We start from the raw sequence: 16,685 nt of genomic DNA on the forward strand, positions 1-16,685 counted from the left end.
GTGAGCATCACCGCCGCGCGCGTCGCCCCGTCGACCCTGCGCACCACGACCGGACGCGAGGCCACCCGCTGGGTCGCGGCGCACTGCCGCGAGGTGCCGTGGCTGACCATCGCCACCGTGTTCACCACGGTGGCGGGGGCGGCCCTCCAGGTGCTCCCGCTGCTCCTGCTCGGTCGGGTCGTCGACGGGGTGGTCGCGGGCGGACCGCGCTCGATCCTGGTCACGACCGGGGTGTTGATGGTGGCCGCCGCGCTGCTCGGCGCGGCGGCCACCGCCCTGTCGACCTACCTCATCGGGCGCCTCGGTGCGGACCTGCTCGCACGGCTGCGCGAAGGCGCCGTCCGGGCGGTGCTGGGGATGCCGAGCGCCCGGATCGAGCAGGTCGGCCGGGGAGACGTGCTCTCCCGGGTCGGCGACGACGTGGCCGTGCTGTCCAAGGGCATCAGGACGGCCGTTCCCACCGTGTTCTCGGCGGGGGTGCTGGTCGTCATCGCCACGCTCGGCATGTTCGGCCTGGACTGGCGGCTCGGACTGGCCGGTGCCTGCGCGCTGCCCGCGTACGGGCTGGCCCTGCGCTGGTACCTGCCCCGCTCCGCCCCGCTCTACCAGAAGCAGCGGGCGGCCCAGGCCGACCGTGCGCAGGCCCTGATCAGCGGGTTGAACGGGATAGACACGGTCCGGGCGTACCGCCTCGAAGGGGCCGTCCGCGAGAAGGTCACCCACGAGTCGTGGCGGGTGCGCGAACTCGGAATCGAGGTGTTCCGGCTCTTCGGCCGCTTCGTCGGCCGGGAGAACCGCGCCGAGTTCATCGGACTGGTCCTCATCATCGTCGTGGGGTACGCCCTGCTGGAGGCCGACGCCGCCAGCCTCGGCGAGGTCTCCGCGGCCCCACTGCTGTTCCACCGCCTCTTCACCCCGCTCGGCTCCATCATGTTCACCTTCGACGAGGCGCAGAAGTCGGGCGCGAGCCTGACCCGCCTGGTCGGAGTGCTGGAGGAGGACTCCGAGGACCGGCTGGTGGGCGCCCTGGCCGCGGCCCGTGCGGCGGACCCGCCCGACCCGGTGCCCGTGACGGTGCGCGGGCTGACGTTCCGCTATCCCGACTCCGAGGAGCCGGTCGTCCGGGACGTCGACCTCACGATCCCGGCCGGCACCTCGCTCGCGCTGGTCGGGGCGACGGGCGCGGGCAAGTCCACCCTGGCCGCGCTGATCGCGGGCATCGGCACCCCGCAGGCCGGATCGGTGCACATGGGGTCCACCGACCTCGCCGGTCTCGACGAGGCCGGGGCGCGGGCCCTGGTCAGCATCCTGACGCAGGAGACGCACGTCTTCTCCGGTCCGCTCGCCGAGGACCTGCGCCTGGCCGCACCGGAGGCGACCGACGCCCAGCTGATGGACGCCCTGCGCACGATCGGTGCCGACGCATGGGTCGACGCGCTGCCCGACGGGCTGAACACGCCCGTCGGCGAGGGCGGCGAACGCCTCGACGGCACCAAGGTCGCCCACATCGCCCTGGCCCGGCTGGTGCTGGGCCGCACCCCCGTCGTGGTGCTCGACGAATCCACGGCGGAGGCGGGCAGCGAGGGGGCGGCCGAGCTGGAACGGGCCGTGCTCGCCGCGTGCGCGGGCCGGACCACGCTGTTCGTGGCGCACCGGCTGACCCAGGCGATGGCGGCGGACCGGATCGCCGTACTGGACGCGGGACGCGTCGTGGAGCAGGGGACGCACGAGGAGTTGGTGGCCCTGGGCGGCCGCTACGCACGACTGTGGCGGGCCTGGCGCGAAGGCAGTTAGGCAGCCCATTTTTCGGTTGGGCCGACATATCGATCTGGAAAGGGCGTTGAGCCTCCGATGACGGAATCGACCGCTCGTCTCGTGCTGCTTCCCCCCACCCGCCTGGCAGACGTGCGCCGGCGGTCCGGCGACTACGGCGACACGACCATTGCCCGGGCCTGCGCCATCGCACTGGCCTACTGGGCCACGGGACGGAGTCCCGACGGCTTGGAACTCACCCCCGGCACCCTCTTCGCCGACGTCCTCGGCTGGGCGGACAACGGCGGTGCCGCAACCGCCGGCTGGGAGGTCGGGGCGCACGGCCCGGACGGCGAGGACGGCCGCAGCATCACCCTCCCGGAAGGCGTCGTACCGGCTGACGCACAGCTCGCCCTGGACGACCTGGCCGACTTCCCGGGCCGGTCCCTCGCCACCATCGGCCCGTCCGGCATCGCGCAGAGACTCGCCACCCTGGCCGAGTGGAACGACACCGGGGCCGACCGGATCCGCCCGACCATCGTCGAGATGTTCCGCGAGCAGGCCCGCCTGCGGCCGGACGCGGTCGCGATCGTCGACGAACACCGCTCGCTGACCTACCGTCAGGCAGCCGAGCTCTCCGCCCAGCTGGCCCACCACCTGATCGCACGCGGAATCACCACCGAACAGGTCGTCGCCATCTCCCTGGACCGCTCCGCCGCCATGGTGATCGGCCTGCTCGGCGTGCTCCAGGCCGGAGCCGCGTTCGTCCCCCTCGACCCGCAGTGGCCCGCCGCCCGCCGCTCCGTCGTCATCGCCGACGCCCGCGTCGTACTGCAGCTCAACGACTCGGGCGAACACGCCCCGGACGAACCGGAAGCCGTGCCCGTCGACCTCGGCGACTGGCGGTTCGGCTCCTACCCCGGCGAGGGGACCGCCCTCACCGTCCCGGGCGACGCGCTGGCCTACGTGATCTTCACCTCCGGCTCGACCGGCCGGCCCAAGGGCGCGATGATCCGCCACGAGGCCATCAGCGAGCGCTTGCTGTGGCAGGTCGAAGAGATCCTGGGCTTCGGCCACGACGACGCGTCCCTGTTCAAGGCGCCGCTGTCCTTCGACATCTCCATCAACGAGATCTTCCTGCCGCTGGTGTGCGGCGGCCGGCTGGTGGTCCTGCGCCCCGGCGGCGAACGCGACCCGCACCACCTGCTGAGCGTGATAGCCGAGCAGCGCGTCACCTTCACCTACCTCGTGTCGTCCATGCTGGACGTACTGCTGGAGATCGCGGGCGACTCCGGACGCCTCGACAGCCTGCGGCACGTGTGGTGCGGCGGCGAGGTGCTCACCCCGGAGCTGTACGAGCGCTTCCGCACCCGGCTCGACATACCCATGTACCACGGCTACGGCCCGGCCGAGACGACCATCGGCGTCTCGCACGTGATCTACCGGGGCGCCGCGGAACGCCTGTCGACATCGATCGGCAAGGCCAACCCCAACACCCAGCTGTACGTGCTGGACGACGAACTGCGCCCGGTCCCGGTCGGGGTCGGCGGCGAGCTGTACGTCGGCGGGTTCCTGCTCGGGCGCGGATACGTGGGCGCGCCCGGCCTGACCGCCTCCCGGTTCGTCGCGAACCCCTTCGCCACGGACGGGTCCCGGCTGTACCGCACCGGTGACCTCGCGCGCTTCGCCCCCGACGGATCCCTGGACTTCCTCGGCCGCGCCGACAACCAGATCAAGATCCGCGGCATGCGGCTGGAGATCGAGGACGTCGAGGTCGGCCTCGCCGAGCACCCCGCGGTACGCCACACCTGCGTCGTCGCGAAGAAGAACACGGCCGGCGGCACCTACCTCGTGGGCTACGTGATACCCGCCACCGGCAGCGAGGACCTGCGCGCCGACGAGGTCAAGCAGTGGGCCACCGGGCACATGGTGGAGTACATGGTGCCCACCCACATCGTCGTGATGAAGGAGTTCCCGCTCACCGCGAACGGCAAGCTCGACCGGGGCGCGCTGCCGGAGCCCCGGACCGGCGCGGGCGCGCTCGCCCCGCCCGTCACCGAGAACGAGCGCCTGGTGTGCGCAGCAGTTGCGGCGGTGCTGCGGCGCGACGCGGTCGGCGTCGACCAGGACTTCTTCCAGCTCGGCGGAGACAGCATCCTGGCGATCTCCCTGCTGAGCGCCCTGCGCGAAGCGGGCCTCCACGTCACGGCCCGCCAGATCTTCACCAACAGCGTCGTGGGCGCGCTGGCGGCGGTCGCGGACCGCGAAGCCGCCGCCGTGGACCACGGCGACGTCGCCACTGGTACGGTCGTGGGATCGCCGATCGTGCAGTGGCTCGGCGCGACCACGGACGCCATCGACGGCTTCGTGCAGTCGGTGGTGCTCAACACCCCGGCGAACCTCACGGCCGACGCGCTCGACGCCGTCCTGGCCGCCGTGGTCGCACGGCACGACATGCTGCGCGCCAAGCTGGTGCGGGGCGAGCGCTGGAGCTTCGAGATCCCGGAGCCGGACCACGCCGTAGCGCGCTGGCAGGAGAGCGACTTGCCCCTCGACGAGTGCGTCGCACTCGCCACCGACGGGCTGGACCCGGCGAACGGAGTGATGCTGCGCGCCGTCTGGCGCCGCGGGGCGCGCCAGCTGGTCCTGGTCGCCCACCACGTGGTCATCGACGGCGTGTCCTGGCGGATCCTGATGGAGGACCTCTCCACGGCCTGGCGCTGGTACGTCTCGGGCGCGCCGATCGACCTGCCCCCGGTGGGCACGTCGTTCCGGCGCTGGACGCAGCTGCTGGAGCGCGCGGGATTCGACGCCGACCGCGACCACTACCGGCGCGCCCTGCCGGGGGCGGACGCGCCGCTGGGCCGGCGCGCGCCGTCCGCGGCCGACACCGTCGCCCGCGAACGCACGACGACCCTCTCGGTCGGCCCCGACGTCACGGCCGCGCTCCTGGGCGAGGTCCCCGCGAGGTTCCACGCAGGGGTCAACGACGTGCTGCTGACCGCGCTCGCCGTCACCCTCGCCCGGTGGCGCCGCGACCTCGGCCAGGACCAGACGTTCGCGCACATCGAACTGGAGGGCCACGGCCGCGAAGGACGCCACGTCGCGGACTCCGCCGGCTTCGAGCCGGAACTGTCACGGACCGTCGGCTGGTTCACCACCCTGTTCCCGGTGACCGTCGACCCCGGCGCGGCCGACGACCTGACGGCCCCCGCCTACCTGGTCGCCGCGCTCAAGGCGGTCAAGGAGGACCTCGCCCGGGTGCCGAGCAACGGCGTCTCCTACGGCGCCCTGCGCTACCTGGACGGCACCGCGTTCGACGCGCCCGCACCCCAGGTGCTCTTCAACTACCTGGGTCGCTTCGACGCGGGCTCCGCCGGCGACTGGGAACTCGCCCACACCACGGCACAGTTGGGCGAGAAGCGCGATCCCCGGATGCGGCTGCCGCGCGCCCTGGAGTTCAATGCGATCGCCGAACCCACCGCGGCCGGAGGCGCGTACGAACTGGTCACCACCCTCTCCTGGCCCGACGGGCTGCTCGGCGACCAGGACATCGAAACCATCGGCGGGTACTTCCGCGAAGCCCTGGCCGGACTGGCCGCACTGGCCGTCATCGACCTGGCCGCACTGGGTCTCGGCGGCCACTCGCCCAGTGACTTCGCCCTGCCCGCACTCACCCAGGCCGACGTCGACGAGCTGGACGGCCCGGAGCTGCGGGACGTTCTGGCGCTGACCCCGCTCCAGGAGGGCCTCTACTTCCACTCGGTCTTCGACGACGACTCCGCGGGCAGCTACGTCGAGCAACAGCTCCTGACCCTGGACGGAGAGGTGGACGCCGATCGGCTCGCCGCGGCCGCCACCCGACTGCTCACGCTCTTCCCCAATCTGGCCGCACGGTTCACGGCCCTCGCCGACGGCCGCGTGGTCTCCGTGCTGGAGGGCGGGGTCCAGGCCCCGTTCACCACCCTGGACCGCCCCGGCATCACCGACGAGGAGATCCGCGAGCACGCCGAGCGGGACCGCCGCGCCGGGTTCGACCTGGCGAGCGGCCCGCTGATGCGGTACACGCTGATCCGTACGGGACCCGCCCGCAGCGTGCTGGTGCAGACCGTTCACCACATCATCGCCGACGGCTGGTCGGTGCCACCGATGCTCCGCGCACTGCTGACCGAATACCGTGCGCCGGGCACCGTGCACCCGCTCGGCGGCTTCACCGACTACGTGCGCTGGCTCGCCGGACGCGACGAGGACGAGAGCGACCGGGTGTGGCGCGAGCAGCTCGCCGGGCTCCCCGGCCCCTCGCTGGTCGCCGAGGGACACACGCCGTCCGACCGGTTCGCCGACACCGCCACCTCGCCGGAAGGGGACGTCGACGAGGCCGCCCGATCCGCCGGTGTGCCGCTGAGCGCGGCCGTGCACAGCGCCTGGGCCGCGACGCTCGGCGGCCTCCTGCACACCAGGGACGTCGTCTTCGGCTCCACGGTGTCCGGGCGCGACGCCGACGTGCCCGGCATCGGGGACATGGTCGGTCTGTTCATCAACACCATCCCGGTGCGCGCCCGGTGGGCCGCCAGCACCCCGGCGCGCGACCTGCTCGCCTCGGTACGGGACCACCAGAGCGCGGTGCTGGCGCACCAACACGTCTCACTGGCGCGCATCAGCCGCCTGAGCGGAGCCGGCCCGCTCTTCGACACCCTGGTGGTGTTCGACGTGGCCACCGACGTGGCGGACCTGCGCGGGCCCGAGGACACGCTCGTCATCAGCGACGTCGTGAACGAGGGCGCCCCGCACTACCCGTTGACCCTCGTGGTGGAGCGCGCGCTCGACGGCCGCCCCCGCTTCAACCTGATCTACGACGGCGCGCTGGTGCGGGAGTCGACCGCCCGGACGGTCCTGAACACCTTCACCCGCACCCTCACCGGCCTGCTCGGCCGGCCGGACGACCTCGTCGACGACCTGGCTCCCACCGGCACCCGGACCCCCGCACCGATCACCCCGACGACGCTGGGCGCACTGTTCGACGCCGCCGCGCACCGCGATCCGGCCGCCACCGCCGTCACCCAGTGCGCCCTCGACGGCGGCAGCCGGTCACTGACCTACGGCGAACTGGCCGACGCAAAGGACGAGCTGGCCTCGGCCCTGCGCGCCGCCGGTGTCCGGCCGGGCGAACGGGTCGCCGTCGCCGTCCCGCGCTCCCTCGAGCAGGTCGTCGCCCTCGTCGCCGTCGTCACCGCGGGCGGTGCGTACGTACCGCTGGACCTCGCCTACCCGGACGGACGCCTGGAGTACGTCCTCGCCGACGCGGCCCCGCAGGTCGTGCTCGTGGACCGGGAGCACCGGGACCGCTTCACGCGGCTGCTGGCCCGGGCGGGCGTACCGGCCCGCGTGCTCGTACAGGGGGAGCTGCCGCCGCAGGACGCCCGGGTCACCGGGGACGACCAGGTCACTGCGGACGCCGCCGGGCCCGGGGTCGACTGGCACGATCCCGCGTACGTCATCTACACCTCCGGGTCGACCGGCACGCCCAAGGGCGTCGTCGTCCCGCACTCCAGCGTGGTGACCCTGCTCGCGAACACGCGACCCGACATGGACTTCGGTCCGCACGACGTGTGGGTCCAGTTCCACTCGTACTCCTTCGACTTCGCGGTGTGGGAACTGTGGGGCGCGCTGGCCCACGGTGCCGAGCTCCTGGTGCCGGAGTACGCACTGACCCGCTCGCCCGTCGACTTCCACCGCCTGGTGCGCGAGCGCCGGGTGACCGTCCTCAACCAGACCCCCTCGGCCTTCTACCAGTTCATCGAGGCCGACCGGCACGCCGACGAACCCGTCACCACCCTGCGCCGGATCGTCTTCGGGGGCGAGGCACTGGATCCCGGGCGGCTGCGCGACTGGGTCGAGCGGCACGGGACGACCTCGCCCGAGCTGGTCAACATGTACGGCATCACCGAGACCACCGTGCACGTCACGCACCGGGTCCTGACCGACGAGGACTTCCGCCCCGGCGCCGGGGCCAGCCCGATCGGAGGTCCGATCCCCGGACTGGTCACCTACCTGCTCGACGACCGGCTCCGACCGGTCCCGCCGGGCCGGGTGGGCGCCATCTACGTCGCCGGCGACCAGGTCTCCCTCGGCTACCTGGGCCGCCCGTCCCTCACGGCGGGCCGGTTCGTCGCGGACCCGTTCGCGGCCGACGGCTCCCGCATGTACCACACGGGCGACCTCGCCCTCCGTACGCTCGACGGCGAGCTGGAGTTCGCCGGCCGGGCCGACGACCAGGTGCAGCTCAAGGGCTTCCGCATAGAGCTCGGTGAGGTGGAGTCCGCGATCCGGGAACTCGACGGCGTGATCGACGCGGCCGTCACCGTGGCCGACAGCGCGGACCACCTGGTGGCGCACGTCGTGGCCCGGGTCCCCTTCGACACCGCCGCCCTCGCCGCGCTGCTGGCCCCGAAGCTGCCCGTCCACATGGTCCCCGGCCTGGTCCTGCCCGTCGACGCCCTGCCGCTGACGGTCAACGGCAAACTGGACCGCAAGGCCCTGACCGCACGCGCCGCACCGCACGACGCACCGGCCGCCACGACCGGATCCGCCACCGGATCCACGGCCGCGTCCGCGCTCACCGCCCTGATCGACATCTTCACCGAGACCCTGCCCGGCACCGCCGTCGACGGCGACAGCGACTTCTTCCGGGCCGGTGGCGACAGCATCCTCGCCATCACCGTCGTCAACCGGGCCAGGGCCCTGGGCCTCGCGATCGCCCCCCGCGACGTGTTCCTGCTCAGGACCCCGCGCGCGCTCGCCGAGCACCTGGCGACGCACACCCCGCGCCCCGCGACGCCCGGCGCGCCCGCCGCCGCCCCCCGCGAGGACGGCCCGCTGACACCGACCCCGATCATCCTGCGCCGGCGCGAACTCGGCGGATCCCTTGCCCGGTTCGCCCAGGCCCGAGCCCTGGTCACGGCCGAGGGGACCGGTCACGCCGACGCCGAGCGCGCCGCGAACGCCGTCGTCGCCGCCCACCCGGCCCTGCGGCTGCGGCTGCGCACCGAGCACGGGGTGTGGGCCCTGCGCACCGAACCGGCCCGCGCGGTCACCGTCGTACGCAGCGACGCGCCCGACGCGAGCGCCGCCGCGGACGAAGCCGCCGGACGGCTCGACCCCGAGACCGGGGAGGTCATCGCGTTCACCTGGCTGGACGCGACCCGGACCCTCGTGGTCACCGTGCACCACCTCGCCGTCGACGCCGTCTCCTGGCTGATCCTGCTGGACGACATCGACACCGCCCTGCACGGGAATCCGCTCGCGCCGCCGACCACCTCCTACGCCGAGTACGCGCAGGCACTGGCCGACCGAGCGGCCCACGAGAGCGACGGCCTCGGGCACTGGATCACCACCCTCCAGGCACCCCCGCTGCTGCCCGTGGCCGAGCGGCCGCGCGAGACGAAGGTCGTCCTCGCGCCCGAGGTCAGCGACCAGGTGACGCGCACCGCGCCCGCCGCACTCGGGGTCGGCCTCACCGAACTGCTGTGCGGCGCGCTGCGCACGGCGCTCACCCGCATCCAGCCCGCGCCCACCGACCTGGCGATCGAGCTGGAGCGGCACGGCCGGATCCCGGCCTCGCCGCACCACGACTACACCCGTACGGTCGGCTGGTTCACCGCCATCGCCCCCGTGCGCCTCACGGCGCACACCGACCCCGTCGCCGCGGCCCGCGAGGTCCTCGAACGCCAGCCGGACGAGCGCGCGCACATCGCGTACGGCGGGCTCCGGTACCTCAACCCGCAGACGGCCCCCCTGCTCACCGCCCGCCCGCAGGTGCTGTTCAACTACCTGGGTCGGGGCAGCGAGTCGCAGGCCCTCCACGTCACCGGCGTCGACGAGGGCGGCCCGTACGCCGTCGAGGTCAACGCCTGGACCGACGCGGCCACCGGAAGCCTGCACGCGGTCTTCACCCTCGTCGAGGGCGTACCCGACGAGATCACCGAGCACTGGCGCGCCGCCCTGGAACACATCGCGGTCGCCGCCACGACCGCCGAGCGCACGGCCCCGGTCACCCCGCTCCAGCGCGGCCTGTTCTTCCAGGCACAGCTGGCGGGCCCGGCCGGACACTACGTCGCGCAGAGCTGGTTCACCTTCGACCGGCGTCTGGACACCGACGCGCTGGCCGAGGCGATGGCCTGGGTGATCGCCCGGCACCCGGTCGTGGGAGCCGGCTTCACCACCGACGACGACGGCAGGGCCGTCCAGGTCCTGGGCGCCGGCGGGCGGGTCGGTGTCCGTACGATCGACCTCGCGACCGACGCGGAGGTCGACGCCCTGCTCGCCCGCGACCGCGACACCGGATTCGACCCGGGCGAGCCGCCGCTGATCCGCCTGACCGTGGTGCGGCTGCCCGGCGACCGCGACGGCCTGCTGCTCAGCTACCACCTGCTGCTGTGGGACGGCTGGTCCCGCGAGATCGTGCTGCGGGACCTGTTCGACGCCTACGAGGCGGCCGTGGCGGGCGAGCTGACGCCCCCGACCCCGGCCACGCCCGGCTTCGAGGACTACGCCCGGGCGCTCGACGCCAAGGACCCGGCCGTCTCGGAACGCTTCTGGGCGCAGCACCTGACCGGCCTCCCCGGCCCGACGCTGCTCGCCGGGCCGACGCCGGCCCTGGTCGACGCGCTGCCGCGGACGCTCGTGCGCACCCTCTCCGCCGAAGCGTCACAGCTGCTGCGGGACCTCGCCCGCACCCACGGCGTCACCCTCAACTCGGTGCTGACCGGCGCCTTCGGGCTGCTGCTCGGCGCCCGCACGGGCCGCGCCGACGCCGTGTTCGGCGTGACCGTCTCCGGCCGCGAGGGCGAGGACCTCTCCGAGGTCGTCGGCGTCCTGCTCAACACCGTGCCCATGTGGACCAGGGCCCGGCCGGACGACACCGTCCGGGAGTACCTGACGGCCGTACAGGCGGCCCGGGTCGAGGCGATGGAGCACGAGCACCTCGGGCTCGGCGAGATCCAGCGGGCCGGCGGCCACGACACCCTGTTCGACAACCTGTTCGTGCTCCAGAACTTCCTGGACATGGAAGCCTTCGCCGAGATGAACACCCGGCACGGCATCACCGCGGTACGGGCCGACGACTCCACCCACTACCCGTTCACCTGGGTCGTCACCCCCGGCGACCGGCTCACGGTCAAGCTGGAGTACCGCGACCACGACACCGGGGCGGCCGAGGGGCTCCTCGACGACTACCTGGACCTGCTCGGAGAGCTGGCCCGCTCCACCGGGCCGCTGGGCGCGCTGCCGGGCGCGGGGCCCGAGCCGGTGCCCGCCGTACGCACGGAGGTCGGCACGGACACCGTCGTCGACCGGTTCGACCTGGCGGCCGAGCGCGATCCGGGGCGGGTCGCGCTCGTCGCCCACGGCCGGACCATGACCTTCGAGCGGCTCCGGGACCGCAGCCGCGAGCTGGCGGGCGTGCTCGCCGCACGCGGCATCGGACCCGAGACGACGGTGGCCCTCGCCGTCCCGCGCTCCCTCGACTCGATCGTCGCGCTCTTCGCCGTACTGCGCGTGGGCGCCGCGTACGTGCCGCTGGAGCTGGACCATCCGGACGAGCGGATCGCCGCCATCGTCGCGGACGCCCGCCCGGAGGTGACCCTCACCGTGAGCTCCGTGTCGCCCCGGTTGACCAGCGACCTGATCGAACTGGACCGGCCCCTGCCCGGGGCCGAGCCGTTCGTGACCTTCGCACCCGAGGACCCGGACCGCCTGCGCCACCCCGCCTACACGATCTACACGTCCGGATCCACCGGCAGGCCGAAGGGAGTGGTGACCGAGTACGCCGGTCTCACCAACATGCTGATCAACCATCAGCGCCGGATCTTCGAGCCGGTGCTGGCGGACCACGGCCACCGGGTCTTTCGCATCGCCCACACCGTGTCCTTCGCCTTCGACATGTCGTGGGAGGAGCTGCTCTGGCTCGCCGACGGCCACGAGGTGCACATCTGCGACGAGGAACTGCGCCGCGACGCCCCGCGCCTGGTCGAGTACTGCCTGGAGCACGGGATCGACGTCATCAACGTGACCCCGACCTACGCGCAGCAGCTGGTGGCCGAGGGCCTGCTCGACCACCCCGAGCGGCGGCCGGCCCTGGTGCTGCTGGGCGGCGAGGCCGTCACCCCGACCCTGTGGCAGCGGCTCGCCGAGACCGAGGGCACGGCCGGCTACAACCTGTACGGACCCACCGAATACACCATCAACACCCTGGGCGTCGGCACCTTCGAATGCCAGGATCCGGTGGTGGGCGTGGCCATCGACAACACGGACGTGTACGTCCTGGACCCGTGGCTGCGGCCGCTGCCGGACGGCGTCCCCGGCGAGCTGTACGTGGCGGGCATCGGCATCGCCCGCGGCTACCTCGGGCAGCCCGCCCAGACCGCGGACCGGTTCGTCGCCTGCCCGTTCGGTGCACCCGGCGCACGCATGTACCGCACCGGGGACCTGGTGGCCCGGCGGCCCGACGGGAACCTGATGTACCTGGGCCGCACCGACCAACAGGTCAAGATCCGCGGACACCGCGTCGAACTGGGCGAGGTAGAGGCCGCGTTCGCCGCGCACCCGGCCGTGCGGTTCACCGCCGCGGTCGCCCAGCCCGACCCGCAGGTCGACGGCGCCTACCGGCTGGCCGCCTACCTCGTACTCGGGGGCCCGGACGGCTCCGACGGCTCCGACGGCTGTGACCTGGCGGCGGTCGCCGCCGAGGTGGGAGCCGGGCTGCCGGACTTCCTGCGCCCGACGCACTACGCCCAGGTGGACCGCATCCCGCTGACCGTGAACGGCAAGGCCGACACCAAGGCCTTGCCGGAGGCCAAGCCGCTCGGCACGCTGACCACGGCGGGGGAGCGCGGACCGCAGACCGAGACCGAGACCGTCGTGTGCGAGTTCTTCGCCGAAGCACTCGACCTGGACGACGACGAGGTGAGCGCGTTGAGCGATTTCGTGTCCCTGGGAGGGCACTCCATGCTGGCGGTGCGGCTGATCGGCCTGCTCCGCCGGGAGTACGGTCCTGTGATCACGGTCCGTGATCTGTTCACGTTGCGAACTCCGGAAATGATTGCCCGTCACCTCGATGAAAACTCCTGACACGCAGCGGCCCCGACCGGGGTCCGACATCCTCAAGACCGCCCTGCGCCGCAACATCGGCGCCATGACCTGGGGCACCGTCCTCATGGGCCTCTACCAGGCCGGTGAGACCGCCTTCCCCATCGCGCTCGGTCTGATCGTCGAGCACACGATGCAGGACCGCAGCCCCGGTGCGCTCGCCCTGTCGATCGGCGCGCTGGCCGTGATCATCACGACCGTGTCGCTGTCGTGGCGGTTCGGCATGCGCATCCTGCAGAAGGCCAACACGACCGAGGCGCACCGCTGGCGGGTGCGGGTCGCGGACTGCGGGCTGGAGCCGGTCGCCAGGGACGCCGGCCTCAAGTCCGGCGAGGTGCTGACCATCGCCACCGAGGACGCCGACCAGACGGCCGACATCATCGAGGTGGTGCCGCTGCTGATCAGCTCACTGGTCGCCGTGCTGGTCGCGGCGGTCGCCCTGGGACTGGCCGACGTGCGGCTCGGCCTGTTGGTGATCGTGGGCACCGCCCTGATCCTCACCGTCTTGAGCGTGATGTCCCGCCGGATCGGCTCCAGCACCCGCGAACAGCAGGCCCGGGTGGCCCGGGCGGGCGCGAAAGTGGCCGATCTGATCACCGGCCTGCGCCCGCTGCACGGCTTCGGCGGCAACCACGCCGCCTTCCGGTCCTACCGGAAGGTCAGCACGGAGGCGAAGCACCAGGCGATCACCGTGGCCGGGGTGAACGGTGCCTACACGGGCACGGCGACGGCCCTCAACGCGGCGCTCGCCGCCGGCGTGACCCTGACGGCCGGGTGGCTGGCCTTCAACGGCGGAATCACCATCGGGGAGCTCGTCATGGCCGTCGGGCTCGCCCAGTTCATCATGGAACCGCTGAAGTTGTTCTCGGACATGCCCAAGTACGTGATGATGGCGCGCGCTTCGGCCGAGCGCATGGCGCTGGTGCTGAGCGCGCCCCCGGTGGCCACCCACGGGCCGGAGCGCCCGGCCGCCGGAGGTGGCCTGGAGGTCGACTGCGTCCGGTACGGGGCCCTGCGCGCCCTGAAGTTCCAGGTCCCGGCGGGCGAGTTCGTGGCGATCGCCGTCTACCAGCCGCGGGCGGCGGCCGACCTCGCCGCGATCCTGGCCGTGAAGGTCCCGCCGCACGCGTACGAAGGAGCGGTGCGGGTCAGCGGGGAGGAGCTCGCCGCCCTGTCGATCGAGGCGGTCCGCGCGCACCTGCTGGTGAACCCGTACGACGGGGAGATCTTCGCGGGCACCCTCCGCACGAATATCGACCCGTCGGGCACCAGCCGCACGGTCGCCGAGGCCGTCGAGGCGTCCATGCTGACCGACGTCGTCGCCCTCCACCGCGAAGGACTCGACCACGGGGTCCGCGACCGAGGCGCGAACCTCTCCGGCGGCCAGCGCCAACGGCTGTCCCTGGCCCGCGCCCTGGCCGCCGACGCCGACGTCCTCGTCCTGCACGATCCGACCACGGCCGTGGACGCGGTCACCGAGCAGCTCATCGCACGCAACATCGCGGAGCTGCGCCGGGGCCGCACCACGGTCGTGATCACCAGCAGCCCGGCCCTCCTGGACGCCGCCGACCGCGTGCTCGTCCTGGACGACGGGGTCATCACGGCCGAGGACACCCACCGCAACCTCCTCGCCGGAGACGAGGAATACTGCCTGGCGGTGGCCCGCTGACCCGTTGAACCCCGCCGGTCACGGCCTAGCCGAGGGCCCAGGCCACGTCCCGGAGCAGGGCCTGGCGCCAGCCCGCGCGGTCGTGGCCCGACGCCGACCGGGAGGCCCGCACGGTCGCTCCGGACCGCTCGGCCAGGGCCTCGACCAGCTCGCAGTGGGGGAGCATCCGCGTCTCGTGTTCCCCCACGTCGAAGGCGATCCGCAGGCCGGACAGGTCCGGGCGCTCCCGCAGGCGTGCGGCGACGGAGCCGCCGACCGGGCCGCCGAGGGGGTCCGCCGACCGCACGGCGCCGGGCGTCCACCACAGCGAGGCCGACTGGCACGCCACCCGGGACACCAGGTCCGGGAACTCCAACGCCGCGTACACCGCGCTCAGCCCGCCCAGGCTCTGCCCGGCGACCACCAGGCGGTCCCCTTCCACGGGTACCCCGGACTCCGCGACCAGCGGCAGCAGTTCGTCCCGGACCGCCTCCCACAGCTCCGGCCGGCACCCGAACTCGGCCTCCCGGTCCTTCGTCGGCAGGAAGACGAGGGTGACCGGGGGCATCTCGCCGGCGGCGACGGCGGAGTCGAACGCGGTCACGGCCGGGTGCAGGTACAGCCAGTCGTCCCCGTCCAACAGCAGGACCACGGGTCCGCCGCCGCCCGCCGGGTGGACCCGTACGGTCCGCCGCCCGCCGAGCCGTTCGCTCGCCCAGCGGAGCCGGGTCCGCGGGAGGGGCAGTACGTCGTCGGCCCCGACGGCGGGCCAGTGCGGTTGGGCCGGAGCGTCCGGGGTGGCGGCGACAGACCGGTCGCTTCCCGCTCCGACCGGGTTGAACGGGTCGGCGTACGCGGCGTCGTCGACGAGGAACTGGTAGGTGACCCGCAGCCGCGCGGGCATGCGGACCTCGGCGTACCAGCAGTCCGTGTCGCCCCACCGGCGCAGGGGGACCTCCGGCGACCAGCTCTCGAAGCCGATCCGGGCCTCGGCGCCCCGCCACAGGAACAGGGTGGTCCAGCCGCCGCCCTCGGCGGGCACCGCCCCCGGCCCCGCGGCCGCCGCCCAAAACTCCTCGGACCCCGGCTCACCGGGCAGCCCGTACGCGGCGAAGACGGTCTCCGGGGGCATGAAGTCTCCTAGCGGCAGGGGGAGTTAGGCTGACCTAAGTTTATAGCGTTCCGGTGGGGTCCGGGGAGGGGACCACGACCCCGACCGACGGAGGAAGGGGCATCGTGCGGGCGGTCAGCCTGCTGCCGGCGGCTTCCTGAGCAGGGGTATCAGTGGCGTACCGGCCGCCGGGACGCGTTCCAGGACGCCGCCCGCGAAGACGTCGTAGAGCGGCAGCGTTTCCAGGTGGACGTAGCCGATGTGGCAGTCGCAGGTGGTCAGCGGGCACGGACGCGGGCCGAGCGCGGTCCGGTAGGTGCCGTCGTAGAGGTTGCCGAGTTCGGCGCGGACGAAGTGGCAGCGGCGGACCGTGCCGTCGCCGTCCACCGAGATCACCGACTCGCCGGTGCGGCACGGCAGTCCGGCCGAGCGGTGCGGGTGCCGGCTGTACGGGAACAGCGGGTCGAGGGCGGTCCACGTGTCGGCCTCGGCGTCGGTGTAGGTGTGGCCGTCGGCCGCGTTCACCCACAGGTAGACGTGGGCGGGCAGTGCGGCGCGCAGTCTGCGGGCGTGCTCCAGGTTCTCGGGGAGGCCCACGATGCCGACGCTGTGGCGGATGCCCCGGTCGGCGAGGTCGCGCAGCTTGGCCAGGAAGCGGTCGTACGGGGTCTGCCCGGGGTGGTAGGTGCACCACAGGGCGAGCGTGGCGGGGTCGGCCTCCGCGAGCCAGTCCGTGCGGCAGCTGAGGTTGGTCTGGATGGCGACGCGGTCGACGTGCGGCTGGTGCGAGAGGTCGACGAGGGCACGGCGGTACCAGGAACGGACGAGTCCCTCGCCCCACGGGGTGAACAGGAGGGAGAGCCGGTCCTCCCTGGCACGGGAGCGCGCCCAGCCGGTGAACCGTTCGAGGGCGGCCCGGTCGGCCCGCAGCTGGGCCGTGGTGTCGCGCCGCTTGGCGAACGGGCAGTAGGGGCAGTCGTAGTCGCAGGAGGCCAGCGGGCCGCGGTAGAGCAGGGTGAGGTCCACGGC

5 protein-coding genes are annotated in these 16,685 nt (G+C 73.2%); 3 read left to right on the forward strand and 2 right to left on the reverse strand.

The window, feature by feature from the left end:
* The 3 genes from OG207_RS36540 to OG207_RS36550 are packed head-to-tail and all read left to right on the forward strand — an operon-like array spanning window position 1 to window position 14,566.
* Entirely contained in the window at window positions 1–1,794 is a 1,794-nt protein-coding gene (locus tag OG207_RS36540) for an ABC transporter ATP-binding protein (protein WP_329104808.1), read from the forward strand.
* 57 nt (window positions 1,795–1,851) lie between these two features.
* Window positions 1,852–12,879, forward strand: coding sequence for a non-ribosomal peptide synthetase (locus OG207_RS36545; protein WP_329104810.1), 11,028 nt, complete (start codon window positions 1,852–1,854; stop codon window positions 12,877–12,879).
* Entirely contained in the window at window positions 12,866–14,566 is a 1,701-nt protein-coding gene (locus OG207_RS36550; protein WP_329104813.1) for an ABC transporter ATP-binding protein, read from the forward strand. Before OG207_RS36545 ends, OG207_RS36550 begins: the two co-directional genes overlap by 14 nt.
* 25 nt (window positions 14,567–14,591) lie before the next feature.
* Here the strand turns inward: OG207_RS36550 and OG207_RS36555 are convergent, their stop codons facing one another.
* Together OG207_RS36555 and OG207_RS36560 are read right to left on the reverse strand one after the other, a co-directional pair.
* A complete protein-coding gene (locus OG207_RS36555) occupies window positions 14,592–15,677 on the reverse strand; it encodes an alpha/beta hydrolase-fold protein (RefSeq protein WP_329104815.1) in 1,086 nt (361 codons plus the stop codon).
* A 114-nt stretch (window positions 15,678–15,791) separates the two neighbouring features.
* On the reverse strand, window positions 15,792–16,682 hold the full coding sequence (locus OG207_RS36560; RefSeq protein WP_329104817.1) for an STM4011 family radical SAM protein: 891 nt from the start codon (window positions 16,680–16,682) through the stop codon (window positions 15,792–15,794).
* Between the last annotated feature and the right edge of the window lie 3 nt (window positions 16,683–16,685).

It is taken from the genome of Streptomyces sp. NBC_01439 (assembly GCF_036227605.1).
Classification (GTDB): Bacteria; Actinomycetota; Actinomycetes; order Streptomycetales; family Streptomycetaceae; genus Streptomyces.